We start from the raw sequence: 18455 nt of genomic DNA, 5'->3' as shown, positions 1-18455 counted from the left end.
TCCCACCCCCTACGGTGTGTCTGACAGGAATGCGGCGTCATTCGACACGCCGCGGGCATGTTGGTTGCCCCTCAGTCCGGCCGCAGCCGATCGAGAAGCATTTCGAATTCCGGTGTGCCGCGCACAGCCATGGCGACGATGCGGCCGTCGTCCAGAGCGACGATCCGATCCGCCAAGGCAGCCTCACGACGAATATGTGTAGCAATGACGAGACTGCGCCCATCGGCCACCGAGGCCAGCCGAGCAAGCACGGCACGGGCCGTTGCGGCATCGAGGCCTTCCGTCGGCTCATCGAGAAGCCAGAGCGGCGTATCGCGCAACAGGAGCCTTGCGAGCGCCAGCCGGCGAAGCTGGCCGCCGGAGAGGCCGCTGCCGCCTTCGCCGAGGTGCGTGGAAAGGCCATGAGGGAGTGCATCGATGTCGTCGAGCAAGCCGGCGGTTGCGAGAGCATCGCGCAGCCGTTCGTCGTTCGCATGAGGCGCTGCCAGCTTCAGGTTGCCTCGCACCGTGTCTCGAAACACGTCGCTGCGCTGCGTTAGCGTCGCAGCAGCTTGACAAGCCACCGCGCCGCTCGTCGCAGCGATCTCGCCTGCCAGCAGGGCCAGCAATGTCGACTTGCCGACGCCGCTTTCACCCACGACCGCCAGCCGCTCGCCGACCGGCAGCGACAGAGACAGATCGTTCAGGACAGGGCGGAGAGCTCCCTCGTGTCCGGCGGCGGCGGCGCTGAGCTGAAAGGCGTAGCCGGCAACCGGTTCAACCCGCGGCATGGAAGCGGCGGCCGAGCTCAATCGAGGTGCAATGCGCCTTGCAGCCAGCAGGGTTCGTCCGAGTTCGAGCGCCCCTCGTCTAAGAGCCGCAAAAGGTTCCGTGGCAGCGAAGGCGATGAGCAGCGCGAAGGCTGCGGCAGGCGCACCAATCGCGCCCTGCTTGGCAAAGAGGGCAACCACAAGCAGCGTCATCGTCAACAGGAATGTCGAGCCAAGTGAAAAGCCGGCTGCGACGCCACTGTCGATCCTATTCAAGGCGCTGTCAGCCTTCGCCAATCGCTGATCCGCTTCGATGATCGCCGCCTGTTGTGCCTGCAGCTGTCCAGCCATCGCCAGATCGGTCTGACCGGCAACAAGATCGACAACCCGAGCACGCAACGCTTCCATCGCGTGGGCGCGGCGACGCCCTGGCTTCAGCGCCAGACGCGCCGCGACGAGGGAGAGACCGAGACAGAGCGCGACAAGCCAAAGCCCCGCCATGGCGCCGAACGATGGATCGATGAAACAGAGCGCTATCGTTACCGCAATAGCGGCAAGAATGGCGACAACGGCCGGCACAAGCACGCGCAGATAGAGGGAATCGAGCGCATCGACATCATTCGTCAGGCGGAACAGCAGCTTTGCCGGCCGGCGGATCATGATCGCGGCCGCGGAAGGCTCCGCCCAGCCGCGAAACAACCTCTCGCGCAAGGCGGCAAGAACCCTGAGGGTCGCATCATGCGTGACAAGCCGCTCGCCGTATCGGGCAGCCGTCCGGCTGATGGCGAGCAGGCGTATGCCGGCTGACGGCATAAACACGTCGAAAACCGCGGCACTCGCGACCGTCAAGCCGGCAAAGGCCGACGCGGTGATGAACCAGCCGGACAACCCCAGCAACCCACTGCCGGCAAGCATGGCCAGCGCGGACAAGCCGGCGCCGAGAGCGAGGCGCGCGCCACGCTCGACCCAGAACAGCTTGACCAACGGCAGGAGGATCTTGAGGGACGTCCTCATGCCGTTACCCTCCGCGCCCGCTCATCGAGCCGGACGATGCGATCCATTCGCGCGGCAAGCACGGGATCGTGCGTGGCGACGATCAGGATGCGGCTCTTGGCGAGCGCGAGCAGGGTATCCGTGACTGCGGCCGCAGTCCGCGCGTCAAGATGGGCTGTTGGCTCGTCCGCCAGGATGATATCGGCTCGCTCATCAACCATCATCCGCGCAAGCATCAGCCTCAGCGCCTCGCCGCCGGAAAGACCGAGCCCTCCCTCGCCGACCGCAGCTATCCGCTCCGAGGTAAAGACCCGATCGAGAGCCGCGCTTTCCAGAGCCGAAGCAACGGCGGGAGCATCGATACCACCGCGCCCCAAGGCAATATTGCGCATGACGCTGCCCGCAAAGATATGAGGCGATTGCCCGATCCACGCCATTCGATGCCGCAATGCATCTGCGGTATCGTCACGCAGCGGGATGCCGCCGATCCTGATGACGCCGCCCTCGTGTCGCGCAAGGCCAGCAATCAGCGACAGAAGTGTGGTCTTGCCCGAGCCGCTGGCACCCCAGAGCGCCACATGCTCCCCGGCCCCGATGGAGAGATCGAAATGATCGATTGCCGCGTCTCGTCCCGGCGTATGGCGGAAGACCAGCGCTTCGATCTCGACGGAGGCTTGGCTTGTTGGCGTGGACGATTGCAATTCGGCGCCGCCGAGAATGGTTTGGCGCGATGGTGCCAGCTCTTTCAATGCCGAAAGTGCTGCCTCGCCATCGGCGCGATCGTGCCAAACGGCTGACAGCTCCCGCAACGGCTCGAAGAACGCAGGCGCGAGCAGCAGAATGAAGAGGCCCTGTGTCAATGTGAGACGACCATCCCAGGTCCCGATTTCAATCGAGCCCAAAAGGCTGAAGCCGACATAAACGGCCGTCGCAGCAACGCCGAGCGCGGCGAAGAATTCGAGCACCGCCGAAGACAGAAATGCGATCCTCAACACAGCCATGGTACGCAGCCGCAATGAGTCCGCATCGGCGCGCAGGCGCCCGGCCGTGAGGTCGACGGCATCGAGCGCGCGAATGGTCGCGAGGCCGCGAAGACGATCGAGCAGGAAGGCATTGATGCCGCCGGTTTCGGCGAGCTGCCTCTCGCTGGCGGCCTTGGCGCGCCAGCCGATCAACGCCATGAAAATCGGAATGAGCGGCGCGCAAAGCGTGAGGATCAGCGCCGCCAGCCAGGAAATCGGCAGGATACAGAGGAGCATGACCAGCGGCACCAGGCTTGCTCTCATGCGGATCGGACGGAAGCGCGCGAGATAAGGAACGACCGCTTCCGCCTGCTCGCCCAGCACACTTGCCGCCAAACCGGAGGCCGGCCTGCCGCTGTCGAGGGGGGAACATGCCGCAAGAGCTGCAGTTGCCGCCGCACGCTGCGCGCTCAGTTCCCGGCGCGCAGCGACAAATGCGAGGCGCCCGCCCACCGCATCCAGGAATGCCCGCAGGACGCCGATACCCGCAACTACGGCGGCCGGAACCGCGACCTCGCCGACACCGCCACCATCGCTGATCGCACCGACACCTACAGCAAGCATCGCCGCCTGACCGATCCATCCGAGAGAAGACAGGCAGAGCAGCACCGATGCAAGGCGGAGGCCAGGACACTTTGCGGCCATCGGCTCTTTCGCCGCCTTGTCGTTAATCGAACTCTGCGACGCAGGGTTCGCAACCTTGCGTCTTTCCAACATTCCATCGGTGGCGGAGGAGGCTGTCACGTGAGCCCGTCCTTTCCAGTCAGTGTCATCGAGGAGGGTTCGCGGACCAATAAAGATCGAATGAACTGCATTGCAGACCATCAATCTTCCGTCGAACCCAGAACGCACTTGCCGCAATCGACGATATCGGAGCCCCAATATGACTGGCTTTCTGCCTCTTGTCAGCGACAAGAATAGCAGCACCCGTCTCGCCGATGGGTTGATCTCATGGCAAGCTGTTCGCGACATGGTTCTAGGATAATTTGTGCACTGCGCAAAAGCGTGCAGGATGTCGCAGGGCTTCGCCACAGCCATGTCAGATTGACGCAGAAGCCCATGATATTTCTAGATTGTTGCGATAGCGGCACTCCATCGTCCGGCGGCTAAACTGTTTGCAATGCAGCAATTTTCCCGATTCTGACGTCTATTTCGGGAAGCGCGAATCCACGGCCGCTCGCTATGCGATCGGAGATGAAAACCGCGACCATTTGACCTCTATTGCGCTAAACTTCACGCCAGGCTGGCGAATCACCTGCTCGAAAGGACTGCGCCGACTGCGAGACGAGCAGTCATCGGCCGAGGGCCTACAGATATGTATGGTTTGCATCATGCCGGCAACGAGACTTGACGGATGCTCTCATTATCGATGTGCTGGGTACGCGTTTGCTTGTCCGGGCAAGTTTAACCGGAAAGATTGCAAGCGAGACCGAAGAACTGCTTCGGGCCGAGACGTTTTGGGAGAATGCAATGTATGACAAGATCATTTGCGCAATTGGGCTGGGCTCGCGCGAGCGCGCCGAACGCCTGTTGCGGACGTCTCAGGCACTTTTATCTCCAGGCGGCGAATTGACCGTCGCGCATGTTATCGAGCGTTTTCCCTCCGGACGCGAAAGCCCGGACGATTGGGCTGTTTCGGTGATCACGGAGGCTGAGGAAAAGCTCGATGCTCTGTGCAGGCGTCTCGGCATTACCGCCTCCGTCGACGTACGCATGGGCACGGCATCGAAGACGCTGCTGACCGTCGCCAAGGAGAAGAAGGCCGACCTCATCATTCTTGCGACGCATACCTCTGACATTATCGACCGCATATTCGGCTCGACGGTCGAATATGTCATCCGCCATGCAGAATGTTCCGTCCTCGTCGAGCGAGCCGATAAATCGCATGACGATACGGCAAGGAAGGCGGTTACGGCGAAGAAGGCGTAGCGCTCTCTTAGAGCGGTCCGTCATGCCGGATTCTATCGAAACATGGCGCGGTTACGGTTTGCGCGGCTCGGCAGGGATGCTACATAGCCGCTCCGACCTCAAATCCAAGACGAGCTGAATGACCGAATCCGCCATAACCTGGAGCATCGCCGGCCTGACCGCCCTCGGTGTCGTAACACGCCCATTCCGATGGCCGGAAGCGATCTGGGCTGTGCTCGGCGCAGCACTTCTCGTTACGCTGCGGCTCATCGGCCCAAGCGATATATGGACAGGCATTTCCAAAGGGTTCGACGTCTATCTCTTCCTAATCGGCATGATGCTGTTGTCGGAGCTCGCACGGCGCGAAGGGCTCTTCGATTGGGTGGCGGCGATCGCCACTTCGCATGCCAGGGGCTCTCCCCGCCGGCTGTTCGTGCTCGTCTATGTCGTCGGCGTGGTCGTGACGGTATTCCTGTCGAACGACGCAACCGCCGTTGTGCTTACGCCGGCCGTTTACGCAGCCTGCCGTGCGGCGCGTGTGAAGGACCCCATGCCATATCTGCTGGTCTGCGCCTTCATCGCCAATGCCGCGAGCTTCGTACTGCCGATCTCCAATCCGGCCAATCTGGTCATCTTCGCCGGCGGCGAGATGCCACCCCTGTCGCGCTGGATGCAGACTTTCCTGCTGCCATCAATCGTCTCGATCATCGTCACCTTCGCCTGTCTCTATTGGACGCAGCGGCATGCATTGGCGGAAGACACGATCGCCCGCGATGTCGGACAACCAACCCTTTCCCACAGCGCCAAGCTGGCAGGATGGGGTCTCGTGGTCACCGCCCTCATTCTGATCGCGGCGTCGGCGATGAATTTCGATCTCGGCATCCCGACATTTGTCGCGGGCCTGCTTACGACCGTCATCGTTCTCACCCTCGCCCGGCAAAATCCGCTGGAAACGGTTCGTGGCATAAGTTGGAGCGTGATACCTCTGGTTGCGGGCCTTTTCGTGATCGTCGAGGCAGTCAATCACACCGGCCTCACCGCTCTTCTCTCTGAAAAGCTGGCACTTCTGGCGGCTCAGTCGCAGACACAGGCGGTCGGGGCTGCCGGGCTTTCCGTTGCCATCGTCTCCAACCTCGTCAACAATCTGCCGGCCGGTCTTTTCGCCGGCAGCGCCGTGCAGGCCGCCCATGTTCCTGATTCCATTGCCGGCGCGGTGCTGATCGGCGTCGATCTTGGACCCAACCTCTCCGTCACCGGGTCGCTCGCCACCATCCTCTGGCTTGCCGCTCTTCGCCGCGAAGGGCTCCACATGGGAGCACTGGCTTTCCTGAGGATCGGCGCTCTCGTGATGTTTCCGGCTTTGATCCTCTCGCTTGCGGCCCTCGCACTGATCTGATGACCGCGAACAACATCGGGTTTATAGACGACCGGTCGATTATTTGTTACGGACCGCTCATGATGACGAAGAAGAAATCAGAGCTGACTCGGAGCCATATTCTCGCAATCGGGCGGGAACTGGTGCTGCGCAAGGGTTTCGGAGGCGTGGGCCTGAAGGAGCTGCTCGAACAGAGCGCCGTGCCGAAAGGCTCATTCTATTATTATTTCGCATCCAAGGAGGCCTTCGGCTGCGCCCTGCTAAAGCAATATTGCTCCGATTATGCCGAGCGGCTCGACGCGCTCTTCGGCTGGAAGGGCAATGGCCGCCAACGCCTGATGCACTATTGGGATGCCTGGCTTTCCGATGGCAATACCAGCCTCGCCGATCGGTGCCTGGTGGTAAAGCTTGCTGCCGAGATCTCCGATCTCTCAGACAACATGCGCGTGATCCTGCTCGGCGGTGTCGAGGATCTCATTCGCCGCCTCACCAAAACAATCACCGAGGGGCGCGAGGACGGTTCGATTTCACCATCCTGCATCCCGGAAAAGACGGCTCGTTCGCTCTATAGCCTTTGGCTCGGGGCAGCGATCCTCGCCAAGCTCGGAAAAGACAGGACACCGCTCGACCAGGCCATGCTTGCCACCGAACAAGCCCTTTCGGCCCCCGGCAGCCTTTGATCCAAAGCAGGACCAGCATGTCAACACGCAAGGAAAATACAATGCGCAGTGCCATCCACGATGTCTTCGGCGATCCGGCTGCGGTCCTTTATCTGGCCGACATGCCCATGCCGGAGCCCGCCGCAGGAGACGTGCGCATTCGCACCATTCTCTCCCCCATCCACAATCACGACCTCTGGACCGTGCGCGGCGCCTATGGCTACAAGCCGGTTTTGCCTGCCATCGGCGGCAGCGAAGCGGTCGGCTTCGTCGATGCCGTGGGAGCAGGTGTCGACAAGACACTGATCGGCAAACGCGTCGTTGCAGCCGGCGTCCATGGCACCTGGGCAGAGCAATTCACGGCACCTGCAGCAAGCCTCGTTCCGGTACCGGACGTGATCTCCGACGAAGCCGCAGCACAGCTGATCGCCATGCCGTTCAGCGCCATTTCGCTTCTGGAATCCCTCAATGTCGAGCGCGGCGACTGGATCATCCAGAATGCAGCGAATGGTGCTGTCGGCAAGACCCTGGCCATGCTGGCACACAGCCGCGGCATACACATGATCAATCTCGTTCGGCGAGATGGCGGCATCGACGAGCTATCTGCATTCGGCATCGGCAATGCCGTCTCGACCGCCGCGCCCGATTGGAAGGCGAAGGTGCGCACCATCGTCGGCGATGCACCGATCCGCGCCGCAGTCGATTCCGTCGGTGGTGTTGCAAGCAACGACCTGGCAGACCTGCTGGGCGAAAACGGCCTGTTGGTTTCTTTTGGCACTGCGGCCGGCAAGCCGATGCAGATCGCCTCGAGAGCCGTCATCTTCAAGCAGCTCACGATCAAGGGCTTCTGGGGCATCAAAGTCAGCGCCGCTATGCCGGCGGAAGAGCGGCGGAGGCTGATCAGCGAATTGATCACGCGCGTCGCCTCAGGCGAGGTCAAGCTGCCGGTAGAAGCGGCCTATGACATCGCGGAGATCTCGGAAGCTGTAAAATCCTCGCTCGCGCCCGGCAAGACCGGCAAGGTCCTGCTGAAACTACTATAGGTCTCCCTGCGCCATGCCGTAAGCAGCCGCCGCAGGGAGCTGGGCGGCTTCACGGTATATGACTAGACCGATTGCAGCGTCTGCGAATGATTGCGCAAAAATTCGCAGAATTGCTCTTGTCCCTCTAGTTGCTAGAGGATGTACCGATGGTTCCAGTAGAAAATCTGGAACCGAAACATGACGTCGACAACACAACAGACCCGCTATCGCGTAGAGGGCATGGATTGCGCTTCCTGCGCTGCTAAAATCGACACGGCCGTTCGCCGGCTGCAGGGTGTCGAAGATGTCTCCGTCTCGGTCACTGCAGGCACCATGACTGTCAAGCATCAGAGCGATCCGGACTTGCTGCCCAACATCGCAAAGCGGGTCACGGGACTGGGCTACAAAGTTTTCCCGCTGCCGCAAAGCAATGTCGCCGCACCAAAGGCAGAAGAGAGCGACCATGCCTGCGGCTGCGGGCACGATCATCATACGCACACGTCCGATCGCCACGACCATGCGGGGCATGATCATGACCACGATCACGGCAAACATGATCATGGCGCCGCCGGGAATCGACTTGATCACGCCGATCACAGCCGCGCTTCGGATGAGCACGATGCCTCGGTCGCCGGTCTTCACGGTCACGATCATGGATCGACCACGGGGCCATGGTGGAAATCCGTCAAGGGTCGCCTGACGATCGCAAGCGGCGTGGCGCTCGCCGCCGCCTGGGGTGCCGGCAAGCTGATACCGGCCTGGGATATGTGGATCTTCACTGCCGCCATGCTTGTCGGCTTAGTGCCGATCGCTCGGCGCGCCTTCATGGCCGCAAGGATGGGAACACCGTTCTCGATCGAGATGCTGATGACGATCGCGGCCATCGGCGCCGTCATCATCGGTGCCAGCGAAGAAGCCGCTGCCGTCGTCTTCCTCTTCCTGATCGGTGAATTGCTGGAAGGTGTCGCTGCCAGCAAGGCGCGCGCCAGCATTCAGTCTCTGACCGATCTGGTGCCTAAGACCGCACTCCTTGAAGAGAATGGCAAGGCCCGCGAAGTGCAAGCCGAAAGCCTTGCCGTCGGTGCCATCATCCTGGTTCGCCCGGGCGACCGTATTCCGGCCGACGGCGTAATTCTTTCCGGTGAAAGCGCTATCGACGAGGCGCCGGTCACAGGCGAAAGCACGCCTGTGCGCAAGGGCGTGGATGCAACCGTCTTTGCGGGTACCGTCAATGGTGATGCCGCCCTGCGCGTCCGCGTGACCGCGGCAGCATCCGACAATACCATCGCCCGCGTCGTCAAACTCGTTGAGGAAGCACAGGAATCGAAGGCTCCGACGGAGCGTTTCATCGATCGCTTCTCTCGCTACTACACGCCTGGGGTCGTCGTTGTCGGCGCGCTCGTCGCCATCATCCCGCCTTTGTTCCTGGGCGGCAGCTGGAGCGAGTGGGTCTATAAGGGTCTGGCGATCCTGCTGATCGGCTGCCCCTGCGCCCTCGTCATTTCGACGCCGGCGGCAATCGCGGCCTCACTGTCTTCAGGCGCTCGCCGCGGCCTGTTGCTGAAGGGTGGCGCCGTGCTTGAGAACATCGGCAAGGTCACCGCTATTGCCTTCGACAAGACCGGCACGCTGACTGAAGGCAAACCCAAGGTCACCGATATCGTCGGCCTCGGCATGAGCGATACGGACGTGCTGCGGCTGGCAGCCGCGCTCGAAATCGGCTCCAGCCACCCGCTCGCCCGCGCCATCCTCGACCGCGCGGCTGAAGCCGGAACGGATATCCCCCAGGTCATCGACGCCAAGGCCATCGGCGGCAAGGGTGTCAGCGGTACGGTCGATGGTTTGGACGTGTTCCTCGGATCGCCACAGGCCGCCGCCGACCGCGCTTCATTGACCTCGGAGCACTCTGCCCGGATTGCCGCACTCAACGATGAAGGAAAGACGGTTTCCATCATCGTTGCCAAGGGTGCGGCAGCCGGCCTGCTCGCCATGCGCGACGAACCGCGCGCCGATACGGCAGCAGGCCTCAAGGCTCTCGCCGATGCGGGCATCAAGACGATCATGCTGACGGGCGACAATCAGCGCACGGCTGAGGCGATCGGCAAGACGCTCGGCATAGAGGTTCGCGCGCAATTGCTGCCCGAAGACAAGCAGCGGATCGTCGGCGATCTGAAGCGGCAAGGCTTTCACGTCGCCAAGGTTGGCGACGGCATCAACGACGCGCCTGCACTCGCAGCAGCCGATGTCGGGATTGCCATGGGTGGCGGCACCGACGTTGCGCTGGAGACGGCGGATGCCGCCGTGCTGCATGGCCGCGTCGGAGATGTCATCGAGATGATCGATCTTTCCAAGCGGACGATGAGTAATATCGGCCAGAACATCACCATCGCGCTCGGCCTCAAGGGCGTGTTCCTGGTCACCACGATCGTCGGCATCACCGGACTTTGGCCGGCAATCCTCGCCGATACCGGTGCAACCGTACTGGTGACCATGAACGCGCTGCGCCTGCTCGCCCCCCGGCCTCGCCGGATAGCCGCGTAGGCCATCTATGGGCGCCGATCGACAGGTCGGCGCCTTTTCCTGTTGTCGTTCAAGCGCGAATCAAGTTTTCCGGACGGAGAGGTAACGACGCGGCGATAGGCCGAAAGCCTTTCTGAACATGGCGATGAAGCTGCTGGCACTGGCATATCCCAGGCTGTCCGCCACTTCAGCGATCGGCTTGCCCGCACTCAGATATTCAAGCGCAAGCAGCAAGCGCGCCTGCTGCCGCCAATGGGCGAAGGACATGCCCGTTTCGGCGTTGAAAAGACGCCTTGCCGATCGCTCGGATACTCCCACCCGCAGCGCCAGCGCATGAAGGGTCTCCTCGCTAGCCGGTTCCTGCAGTACGGCTTCCGCGATGCGCAAAGCGCGCCGGTCCGCCGGCATAGGCAAATGCAGGCTTTCGCGCGGTGCGGCCCGAACCTCGTCCAGCAAAACGGCTGCCAGACGACGCTGCTGCGGTGAGAGCTTTTCCTCCCAGTGCCATGTCGCCGCGCGACGCACCAATGCCCGCAAAACCTCGCTCACGCTCAGAACGCAGGGTGTCGCTGGCAATCCGGCGCTGGCGTCCGGTGTCAACAGGATGCCCCAGCCGCTCAGCACGCCGTTGATCCCCGCTTTGTGCATGACACCTGGCGGAATCCAGCCCGCACGCTGCGGCGGCAATAGCCAGGAACCATCAGGTGTATCGACACGGACAAGCCCGCTTTCGATGCAGAAGAGCTGCCCGCGGCCATGCGCGTGCCAATCGTACTCCTGGGTGCCGAGGCGGAAAGCGCTACCCGGTTCATCCGATCCCCAGAAGGCGATGAGCGGTGGCCCGTCGAGACGCTCGCCAATATCTTCGATGCCCATGTTCCGTTTGACCGTTTCGCAACATTTATAGTCCGAATGTCGTTACCACGTCCCGGTCGTGGCACGCTATTCTTCCCTGACAAAATCGAAGTCGAATAGTGAACGGAATAGAAGGCCTATGCAGGACTTTCATGTCGTCATCATCGGCGCAGGCCTTGGAGGCCTGTGCCTTGCCCAGGGATTGAAGCGCGCCGGCATCCGTTTTGATGTCTACGAGCGCGATCCGGCAGCTGATAGCCGCTTGCAGGGCTATCGCATCCGAATCGATCAGAATGGACAACAGGCGCTGGAAGCCTGCCTTCCAAAGACTCAATTCGACCTCTTTCGAGCGACCGCCTCGACGAGCCCTCGATCCGCGTGCTTCCTGACGCCTCAGCTTCTGCCCGTTACCGGCCGCACGCCGACGAGCTGGGATACCGGCGAAAATGATGACGACGGCGATCTGAGTGTCAATCGCCTCACCCTTCGCGAAATCCTGTTGTCGGGGATCGAGGATCACGTTCATTTCGGCCATGCCCTTACGCGGTATCGCCGCATGGATGATGGGCGTGTCGAAGTGCATTTCGAAGGTGCCGCCTCGGTTTCCTGCAGCCTACTCGTCGGTTCAGATGGTGTGAACTCGCAGGTGCGACGCCAGTTGGCACCCTATGCCGAGCCGGTGGACACGGGCTCCATTTGTGTCTACGGCAAGAGCGAAATACCGCTGAGCGATGCCGCCGATCTGCTTGGAGACGGAACGACCGTGATCTTTGCCGATGGGTGCACGGCAATCTTCGATCTCATGCGGTTCGGCGATCACTTCCCGAAGCTTGCCGCCAGTCTCGCGCCCGATTGCAAGCTGACGCCGGTCACCGATTACCTCTATTGGGCACTGATCGGCCCCCGCCAAAGGCTGGGACTGGAAACATACAACCATACCCAGGATCTGCCTGTCTTGCTCAGAACCGCCATGCGCGGCTGGCATCCTGAATTGAAGCGGATCATCAGCCGGAGCAAGGCCGAAGCGGTAGCAGCGCTTCCCGTCAGAAGCGGGCGCCCCGACGCCCTTTGGCCGTTCGGTGCCATCACGCTTCTGGGCGATGCAATCCACGCGATGAGCCCTGCCGGTGGCCTCGGCGCCAATACGGCTCTCGAAGATGCCCGCATGCTGGCGCAGATCCTGGCCGAAGCCGGAAAGGAGACTAAGACCACCTGCACAGCCCTGCTGGACTACGAGACCGATATGCGCGAGCGAGCGGCTTACGCCATCGCCTCGTCGCAACACGGCGCCGAGATGCTGTTTGCCGCCGTGACCGATAAGATCGCCTGAGGAGACCGATATGACAATCGATACAACCAACTTCACCTTTCACGACGTTTCCCTTTGGCCGATCGTGCGCCAATCCGCTGTGGCTATCCAGCCAGGTTATTCGAAACAATGGGAGCGGGAGATGGACGCCCTGCTCGCTCTCTCGATGCCTTTCGTCGTGATCATGGAAGGCGACGAACACACCGAAGAGCACGAGGATCGCAAGGCCCGCGGCATTTGGCTGAAGAAGAACAAGACGGCGCTTGCTGCCGTTTGCAAGGCAGTCATCGGCATTGAGGCAAGCGCAATCAAGCGTGCCGCCATGCAGCTGCAGACGAGCCTTGCAACGAAGGCATTCGGCATAAGAATGGAAGTCGTTGCGTCTCAGAAGGAAGCGCTGCTTCTTGCTGAGCGAATTCTCGAAGGAACGGACGCCGCGACCTCTCTCGCCTGCTGACCGAGGCTGTAGCCCAAGCTCTTCAGGACAGAAGCGAACCGGATCGGACGGGCGTAGAACCCGTCGATCCGGGCATTGCGGATGTGGGGCGGCCGTAGCCCTCAGGATGCGGATCGACGCAGAAGCGCGGTCTCCTTCCAGCCAAGCTCCGGAGCGACCAGCGTCACGAAGTCATGGATGATCTGCCTATATTCCTCATCGTGGAACTCATAGGGCAGCTCCAGCCGGAACTCGCTCACATGGGGCAGGATCGGGTCCTTGCGCAGGCGCTCCAGTATCTCATCCGATGAGCCGACGACATCGCGGGCGAAAAGCGTGCGTCGTTCGCCCTGAGGCGAAAGCGTGCGCTCATAGCGGCCAGCCGCATAGTCGGTGTAGCGTTTGCGGGTAATCGCATCCGCGCTGTCGAAAGGCACGATGACCCGGCCGAGCGCCACCCGCCTCGCATCACCGCCGGAAGCGCGATAGGTTTCCAGCTGGCGCGATTGCGCGACGAAGAAATCGTCTGTCTGCTCGCCCGTGGTGACATTACCGATCAGCAGATTGAAGCCGTTGCGGCCAGCCCATTCGGCAGACCGCAATGAGCCGCCCCCATACCAGATGCGATCGATCAGACCCTTCGCATAGGGCTGAAGCCGCGGACGCTGCGGGCCGAACGGCGTCTTGATGACCGTATCCTGATTGCCGAGATAGGCGCCCCTCAGATTGTCGGCAAAGCGCAGCACCCTCTGATGGGAGAAATCGTGGCTCTCCCAATCGCCGTCGAAGGCAAGCGGCCCAATCAGATCCGCATGCAGCGGCCGCCCAGCGCTCAAGCCGATATTCAACCGTCCGCGCGACAGCACATCCACAGTCGCCAGATCCTCGGCAAGGCGATACGGACTTTCGTAGCCGATGGGAATGACCGCAGTGCCTAGCTCGATATGTCGCGTGCGCTGCGTCGCCGCAGCGAGGAAGGCGCTCGCCGAGGAAATGCCGGGTTCCAAATGGCGCTGGCGAACCCAGGCGCTGTTGAAACCCCTCTGCTCTCCGAATTCGAGCAATTGCAGGGTCTGTTCCAGGCCGGCGAGCGGGTCCTCATCCGGATAATTGCCAGGCGTGAGAAAGCCGATATGGCTGATCGATGGGGCTTGGCGGCTCATGCTGTCTCCTCAAAATTTCGGCAGGCCCGGCGGATTGGTTTCCGATTTCGGCAAGGCTTCTTCGGCAAGATGCCAATGGTCGAGGATTTTGGCGTAGGTGCCATCCTTGATCAGTCCATTCGTTGCGATGGTGAGCGCCGCCGCGAGACCGCTGCCCTTGCGCGTGGTGATCGCGACATCCGAGCGATCCGGCCAGCCGGCGCTCAGTGTGCCCACGCGCTTGATGTTCTTGTCGCGAGCGGCGATGTAGACCAGCTGGGCGTGCGGCTGCACGATGACATCGGCGCGCCCCGAGCGGAGGGCCAGAAGGCTCGCCGCCTCATCGTCGTAATATTGCAGCTCGATCGGCTTCAGGCCGGCTTTGACATCCTCATCGCTCCATTTCAGCAGGATGCGCTCCTGATTGGTGCCTGCACCGACGATGATGCGCAGGCCGGCTGCGTCCTTCGGCTCCTTGATCGACCCGATCTTGCTGTCACTCTTGACGAAGAAACCGTGCAGGCCCTGTCGATAGGTGGAGAAATCAAACTTCTCCTTGCGCTGCTCGGTGACACCGACGTTGGAGATGACGGCATCATATTTGCCTGAGGTCAGCCCAAGCGGCCAGTCAATCCAGGCGACCGGGACAAGCTCGAGCTTCAGTCCGAGCGCATCGGCGACGGCATAGGCATAATCGGGATCGGCACCGACGACAGTCTTGGCATCCGTCGCGTAGGTCGCCAGCGGCGGGCCGCCTGGCGCGACCGCCACGGTGAATGTGCCTGGTGTGACGAACTTGAAATCCTTTGGGATAGCGGCAATCGCCGCTTCGTTTTTCGCCGCGTGAAGACGTCCCGGCTGTTCCGGGCTCAGATCGAAATCTTCGGCTGCCATTGCCGGAGTAAGACCGGTCAAGGTAAGCGCCATGGCGGCTGCCATCATAGTTTTGAACGTAGTGCGGATAGTCACGGAACCTGTCTCTCCATTTGAGATGGATGGGAGCGGACCGGCGTGAGCCCCACTGACGCCGGTCCGCCCGACCAACATTACGAACCGCTCTTCGGCAGGCCCGCAGGGTTGGTCTTGGATTGATCGACCGCTTCGGCAGTGAGGCTCCAGCGCTTCAGCACTTCGCCATACTTGCCGTTCTTGATCAGATCGTTGAGCGCGAGCGTGACGGCATCGGCAAGGCCAGCGCCTTTTTTCGTCGTCACGGCGATTTCGGCCGTCAGCGGCCAACCGCCCGAGACGGTTCCCACAAGCTTCCTAGTGCCGTTGATGGCGGCCTTATAGGCCTGTGTCGCATTCGGATTGAACTCGACATCGGCACGGCCGGACTGCAAAGCAAGATCGGCGGCGGCGCGGTCGTCGTAATATTGCACCTCGATAGGCTTCAGGCCGGCTGCCACATTCTGCCGGTCCCATTCGAGAATAATCTTCTCCTGATTGGTGCCAGCGCCGGTGATCACCTTGAGACCTGCGACATCCTTCGGCTCCTTGATCGAGGTGATCTTGCTGTCGGCCTTCACGTAGAAGCCGAGCACGTCCCTGCGATAGGTCGAGAAATCGAACTTCAGCTTGCGCTCTTCCGTGACCGTCACGTTGGAAATGACGGCATCATATTTCCCGGAGGAGACGCCGAGCGGCCAATCCTCCCAGGCGACCGGCACCAGCTCGAGCTGCAGGCCGAGGGAGTCTGCAAGCAGTTGCGCGATATCCGGATCAGCGCCTACGACAGTCTTGGCGTCGGTCGCATAGGTGGCGATCGGCGGATCCCATGGGTTGATTGCGACCGTGAACTTGCCGGGATTGACGAACTTGAAGCCCGGCGCAATCGCCTTGATTGCTGCCTCGTCCTTCTGGGCGCGAACGCGATTGGAAGTATCCGGGCTCAGGTTGAACTTTTCGGCCGCAATCGTCGGCGTCCCACTCATCGCTGCCACCGTCAGCACGCCGGCAACGATATATTTTGCTCTCTCAATGAATGCCATTTCCCTTCTCCTTTTTCAATTCTAAGTTGTTATTGTTGTTACAATGATCAGGACACCCGTTGCGTCAGAGCGTCGAATGCCTACCTGCGACTGCTAGAGAACCTTGGCGAGAAAAGCGCGCGTGCGCGGATGTCTCGCATCGTTGAGGATCTGCGTTGGCGAGCCGGCTTCGATAACGTGGCCGCCCTCCATAAAGACGATGCTATCGGCGACCTCGCGGGCAAAGCCAATCTCGTGGGTGACGATGACGAGCGTCGTGCCGGTGCGGGCAAGCTCCTTGATCACATCGAGCACTTCGCCGACGAGCTCAGGATCGAGTGCGGAGGTCGGCTCGTCGAAGAGAAGAACCTTCGGCCGCAGTGCCAGCGCGCGAGCGATGGCGACACGCTGCTGCTGGCCACCGGAGAGCTGGCGGGGATAGGCGTCGATCTTGTCGCTGAGACCCACCCGGGCGAGAAGCTCCTGCGCAAAGGCGGTCGCTTCGTCGCGGCTCACCCCGCGCACCTGGATCGGTGCCTCGATAATATTTTCCAAAACAGTGAGATGCGGGAACAAGTTAAAGTTCTGAAAGACCATACCGATGTCGGTCCGGCGCTTCAGAATGTCCTTTTCCTTGAGCTCGTAGAGCACCTCGCCCTTCTGTGTGTAACCGACAAGCTCGCCGTCGACGGAAATGAAGCCACTGTCGACGCGCTCCAGATGATTGATGGCGCGCAGCAGCGTCGATTTTCCCGAGCCCGACGGGCCGATAATGGCTGTGACGCTGCCGGCCGGCAGGTTGAGCTCGATATCGTCCAGGACCTTCAGCGTGCCGAAGCTCTTCGAAATGCCGTGGATGCGCACAGCACCACCCTTGGCACGAAGATCCGTTACGCTGCGAAAAGTGGCGAGTGTCGCGGTGTCCGATCTGGTGTCTGCCGCCGCAGCAGGCAGCGGCCGCTGGAAGCGGCGGAAGAATGCCTGGAATGGCAAAGGCGTCGGATTGCGCACCGCACCCTTGGAGAAATAGCGCTCAATATAGTGCTGCGCGATCGACAGCACCGTCATGATGACGAGATACCAGACGGTCGCCACCATCAGGAGCGGAATGACTTCCAGATTGCGGCGATAGATGACCTGTACCGTGTAGAAGAGCTCCGGCAGGGCGAGCACATAGACCATGGAGGTGCTCTTCGCGAGGCCGATGATCTCGTTGAAGCCAGTGGGCAGGATGGAGCGCATCGCCTGCGGCAGGACGATGCGGAACGCCTGGCGGCGGCGAGACAGGCCGAGGGATGCAGCCGCTTCCAACTGACCTTGATCGACCGACAGAATGCCGCCACGCACGATTTCAGCAAAGAAAGCAGATTGGTTTAGCGTCAGTCCGAGAAAGGCCGCGGCAAACGGCGTCAGCAGCTGTGTGGTCGGATAATCGAACAGAACCTTGTCGGTGAACGGAATGCCTATGGTAATGGTTTCATATAGATAGCCGAGATTGTTGAGAACCAGCAACAGCACGATCATCGGGATCGAACGCAACAGCCAGATATAGCCCCAGGAAAGGCTCGCAAGCAGCGGCGACTTTGATACGCGCGCCAGCGCCAAGGCCGTTCCGAGGATAGAACCCGACACCGCCGCAAGCGCTGTCAGCAGCAACGTCCTGCCAAGGCCAACCAGCACCGGCTCCGCGAAGAACCACTCGGCGAAGACACCCCAGCCCCAGCGCGGATTGGTAAAGGTGGAATAGAGGACGATCGCAATGACAAGCGCGGCAAAGATCGTGCCCGCCGCACGTCCAGGGTGCCTCGCGGGCACGATGCGGTAACGCGAATAGTCAGTCTTCGTCTCGGCGGCTCCAGTATCTCGATCGACACCTGCAAAATCCGTCGTCAGCGCCATGATGCTTACCCCTTATGATTGTCGTTGATCCGCCATGCGTTACCGGCCGGCGGCCGCCAAGCGCTGCTGCGAGCCCGAGGTTTCGGCGATATAGGCCAGAGCCAAATGGCTGATATCCTTCTCGAAAGGCAGGCTCTTGTAGACTTCCGGATCGACGGAGGTATCGAACAGGGCTGTGTAGCCGTTGTTGAGATAAAGACCGACCGCCTCGGGTTGGCGAAAGCCAGTAGTCAGGTAGATGCGACGATAGCCCTGTCGCGCCGCCTGGGCCTCCAGTTCGACCAGAAGCCTACGCGCCAATCCCTGACGACGAAGATCGTGCCGCGTCCAAATCCGTTTGAATTCGGCGGTTTGGTCGTCATAGTGCTTGAAAGCGCCACCGCCGATCGTCTCCCCGTTTCGGAGCAGGAGCAGAAAATTGCCATGCGGCGGCGCAAAGGCCTCCGGCGGATAGCGGTTGAGTTCGGCAATCGCCCCTTCAGCATTGAAATAGTTGCCGTACCGGCTGTCATACTCATGGATCAGCTCGTCGATCAGCGGCTTGGCGCGCGGGTCCAATGTGGTCGTATAAAGAAACGTGTCGCTCATGTCGTTCG

At 61.3% G+C, this 18455-nt stretch carries 15 protein-coding genes; 7 read left to right on the top strand and 8 right to left on the bottom strand.

All coding sequences use genetic code 11. The annotated features are described in order from the left end of the window. Positions 1 to 71: 71 nt before the first annotated feature. Positions 72 to 1763 carry a thiol reductant ABC exporter subunit CydC gene (gene cydC / locus GDN47_RS11800; protein WP_152093414.1) on the bottom strand — a complete coding sequence of 564 codons (1692 nt, stop codon included), beginning with the start codon at positions 1761 to 1763 and terminating at the stop codon, positions 72 to 74. Then, positions 1760 to 3409 carry a thiol reductant ABC exporter subunit CydD gene (gene cydD / locus GDN47_RS11795; RefSeq protein ID WP_371865497.1) on the bottom strand — a complete coding sequence of 550 codons (1650 nt, stop codon included), beginning with the start codon at positions 3407 to 3409 and terminating at the stop codon, positions 1760 to 1762. The genes cydC and cydD overlap by 4 nt, the downstream gene beginning before the upstream one ends. Before the next feature lie 825 nt (positions 3410 to 4234). On the opposite strand from cydD, the gene GDN47_RS11790 reads away from it, so the two are divergent. The 5 genes from GDN47_RS11790 (at position 4235) to GDN47_RS11770 (ending at position 10269) form a co-directional block, all read left to right on the top strand. Beyond that, positions 4235 to 4693, top strand: coding sequence for a universal stress protein (locus GDN47_RS11790; RefSeq protein ID WP_113332398.1), 459 nt, complete (start codon positions 4235 to 4237; stop codon positions 4691 to 4693). Between the two features lie 118 nt (positions 4694 to 4811). Further along, entirely contained in the window at positions 4812 to 6068 is a 1257-nt protein-coding gene (locus GDN47_RS11785; RefSeq protein WP_113332377.1) for an arsenic transporter, read from the top strand. Positions 6069 to 6127: 59 nt separating this feature from the next. After that, a complete protein-coding gene (locus GDN47_RS11780; RefSeq protein WP_113332378.1) occupies positions 6128 to 6727 on the top strand; it encodes a TetR/AcrR family transcriptional regulator in 600 nt (199 codons plus the stop codon). Positions 6728 to 6768: 41 nt separating this feature from the next. Then, positions 6769 to 7749 (top strand): zinc-binding dehydrogenase, encoded by a 981-nt coding sequence (locus tag GDN47_RS11775; RefSeq protein WP_113332379.1) that lies wholly within the window; start codon positions 6769 to 6771, stop codon positions 7747 to 7749. A 177-nt stretch (positions 7750 to 7926) separates the two neighbouring features. Then, positions 7927 to 10269, top strand: a complete 2343-nt coding sequence (locus GDN47_RS11770) for a heavy metal translocating P-type ATPase (protein ID WP_152093413.1) — start codon at positions 7927 to 7929, stop codon at positions 10267 to 10269. Between the two features lie 60 nt (positions 10270 to 10329). Here GDN47_RS11770 and GDN47_RS11765 read toward each other — a convergent pair whose 3' ends face one another. After that, complete coding sequence (locus tag GDN47_RS11765; RefSeq protein ID WP_152093412.1) at positions 10330 to 11124, bottom strand: AraC family transcriptional regulator; 795 nt, start codon at positions 11122 to 11124, stop codon at positions 10330 to 10332. A gap of 118 nt (positions 11125 to 11242) precedes the next feature. Between GDN47_RS11765 and GDN47_RS11760 the strand changes: the two genes are divergently transcribed. Beyond that, complete coding sequence (locus GDN47_RS11760) at positions 11243 to 12433, top strand: FAD-dependent oxidoreductase (protein ID WP_152093411.1); 1191 nt, start codon at positions 11243 to 11245, stop codon at positions 12431 to 12433. Positions 12434 to 12443: 10 nt separating this feature from the next. Beyond that, positions 12444 to 12869: a hypothetical protein gene (locus GDN47_RS11755; protein WP_152093410.1), complete on the top strand. Its 426-nt coding sequence runs from the start codon at positions 12444 to 12446 to the stop codon at positions 12867 to 12869. Between the two features lie 101 nt (positions 12870 to 12970). On the opposite strand, the gene GDN47_RS11750 is transcribed toward GDN47_RS11755, so the two are convergent. The 5 genes from GDN47_RS11750 to GDN47_RS11730 all read right to left on the bottom strand — a co-directional run bounded on the left by GDN47_RS11750 (position 12971) and on the right by GDN47_RS11730 (position 18447). After that, the gene (locus GDN47_RS11750; RefSeq protein ID WP_113332384.1) at positions 12971 to 14011 is read right to left on the bottom strand and encodes an LLM class flavin-dependent oxidoreductase; all 1041 of its coding nucleotides are present in this window, start codon (positions 14009 to 14011) and stop codon (positions 12971 to 12973) included. A 9-nt stretch (positions 14012 to 14020) separates the two neighbouring features. Continuing rightward, the gene (locus tag GDN47_RS11745) at positions 14021 to 14932 is read right to left on the bottom strand and encodes an ABC transporter substrate-binding protein (protein WP_113332385.1); all 912 of its coding nucleotides are present in this window, start codon (positions 14930 to 14932) and stop codon (positions 14021 to 14023) included. Between the two features lie 104 nt (positions 14933 to 15036). After that, the gene (locus GDN47_RS11740; protein WP_113353722.1) at positions 15037 to 15981 is read right to left on the bottom strand and encodes an ABC transporter substrate-binding protein; all 945 of its coding nucleotides are present in this window, start codon (positions 15979 to 15981) and stop codon (positions 15037 to 15039) included. A 93-nt stretch (positions 15982 to 16074) separates the two neighbouring features. Further along, positions 16075 to 17859 carry an amino acid ABC transporter permease/ATP-binding protein gene (locus GDN47_RS32675; RefSeq protein WP_152093409.1) on the bottom strand — a complete coding sequence of 595 codons (1785 nt, stop codon included), beginning with the start codon at positions 17857 to 17859 and terminating at the stop codon, positions 16075 to 16077. Positions 17860 to 17898: 39 nt separating this feature from the next. Beyond that, entirely contained in the window at positions 17899 to 18447 is a 549-nt protein-coding gene (locus GDN47_RS11730) for a GNAT family N-acetyltransferase (protein ID WP_152093408.1), read from the bottom strand. Positions 18448 to 18455: the final 8 nt, after the last annotated feature.

The sequence above is a fragment of the Martinezella dioscoreae genome (genome assembly GCF_009176305.1).
Lineage (GTDB): Bacteria > Pseudomonadota > Alphaproteobacteria > Rhizobiales > Rhizobiaceae > Rhizobium > Rhizobium dioscoreae.
The sequence above is the reverse complement of the archived record's forward strand: the minus strand, read 5'-3'. Positions and strand labels throughout refer to the sequence as shown.

What these genes read in the sequence shown, in the direction of transcription:
- cydC (WP_152093414.1), bottom strand. Translation starts at nt 1,763, where the DNA reads ATGAGGACGTCCCTCAAGATCCTCCTGCCGTTGGTCAAGCTGTTCTGG.
- cydD (WP_371865497.1), bottom strand. Translation starts at nt 3,409, where the DNA reads ATGGCCGCAAAGTGTCCTGGCCTCCGCCTTGCATCGGTGCTGCTCTGC.
- GDN47_RS11790 (WP_113332398.1), top strand. Translation starts at nt 4,235, where the DNA reads ATGTATGACAAGATCATTTGCGCAATTGGGCTGGGCTCGCGCGAGCGC.
- GDN47_RS11785 (WP_113332377.1), top strand. Translation starts at nt 4,812, where the DNA reads ATGACCGAATCCGCCATAACCTGGAGCATCGCCGGCCTGACCGCCCTC.
- GDN47_RS11780 (WP_113332378.1), top strand. Translation starts at nt 6,128, where the DNA reads ATGATGACGAAGAAGAAATCAGAGCTGACTCGGAGCCATATTCTCGCA.
- GDN47_RS11775 (WP_113332379.1), top strand. Translation starts at nt 6,769, where the DNA reads ATGCGCAGTGCCATCCACGATGTCTTCGGCGATCCGGCTGCGGTCCTT.
- GDN47_RS11770 (WP_152093413.1), top strand. Translation starts at nt 7,927, where the DNA reads ATGACGTCGACAACACAACAGACCCGCTATCGCGTAGAGGGCATGGAT.
- GDN47_RS11765 (WP_152093412.1), bottom strand. Translation starts at nt 11,124, where the DNA reads ATGGGCATCGAAGATATTGGCGAGCGTCTCGACGGGCCACCGCTCATC.
- GDN47_RS11760 (WP_152093411.1), top strand. Translation starts at nt 11,243, where the DNA reads ATGCAGGACTTTCATGTCGTCATCATCGGCGCAGGCCTTGGAGGCCTG.
- GDN47_RS11755 (WP_152093410.1), top strand. Translation starts at nt 12,444, where the DNA reads ATGACAATCGATACAACCAACTTCACCTTTCACGACGTTTCCCTTTGG.
- GDN47_RS11750 (WP_113332384.1), bottom strand. Translation starts at nt 14,011, where the DNA reads ATGAGCCGCCAAGCCCCATCGATCAGCCATATCGGCTTTCTCACGCCT.
- GDN47_RS11745 (WP_113332385.1), bottom strand. Translation starts at nt 14,932, where the DNA reads ATGATGGCAGCCGCCATGGCGCTTACCTTGACCGGTCTTACTCCGGCA.
- GDN47_RS11740 (WP_113353722.1), bottom strand. Translation starts at nt 15,981, where the DNA reads ATGGCATTCATTGAGAGAGCAAAATATATCGTTGCCGGCGTGCTGACG.
- GDN47_RS32675 (WP_152093409.1), bottom strand. Translation starts at nt 17,859, where the DNA reads ATGGCGCTGACGACGGATTTTGCAGGTGTCGATCGAGATACTGGAGCC.
- GDN47_RS11730 (WP_152093408.1), bottom strand. Translation starts at nt 18,447, where the DNA reads ATGAGCGACACGTTTCTTTATACGACCACATTGGACCCGCGCGCCAAG.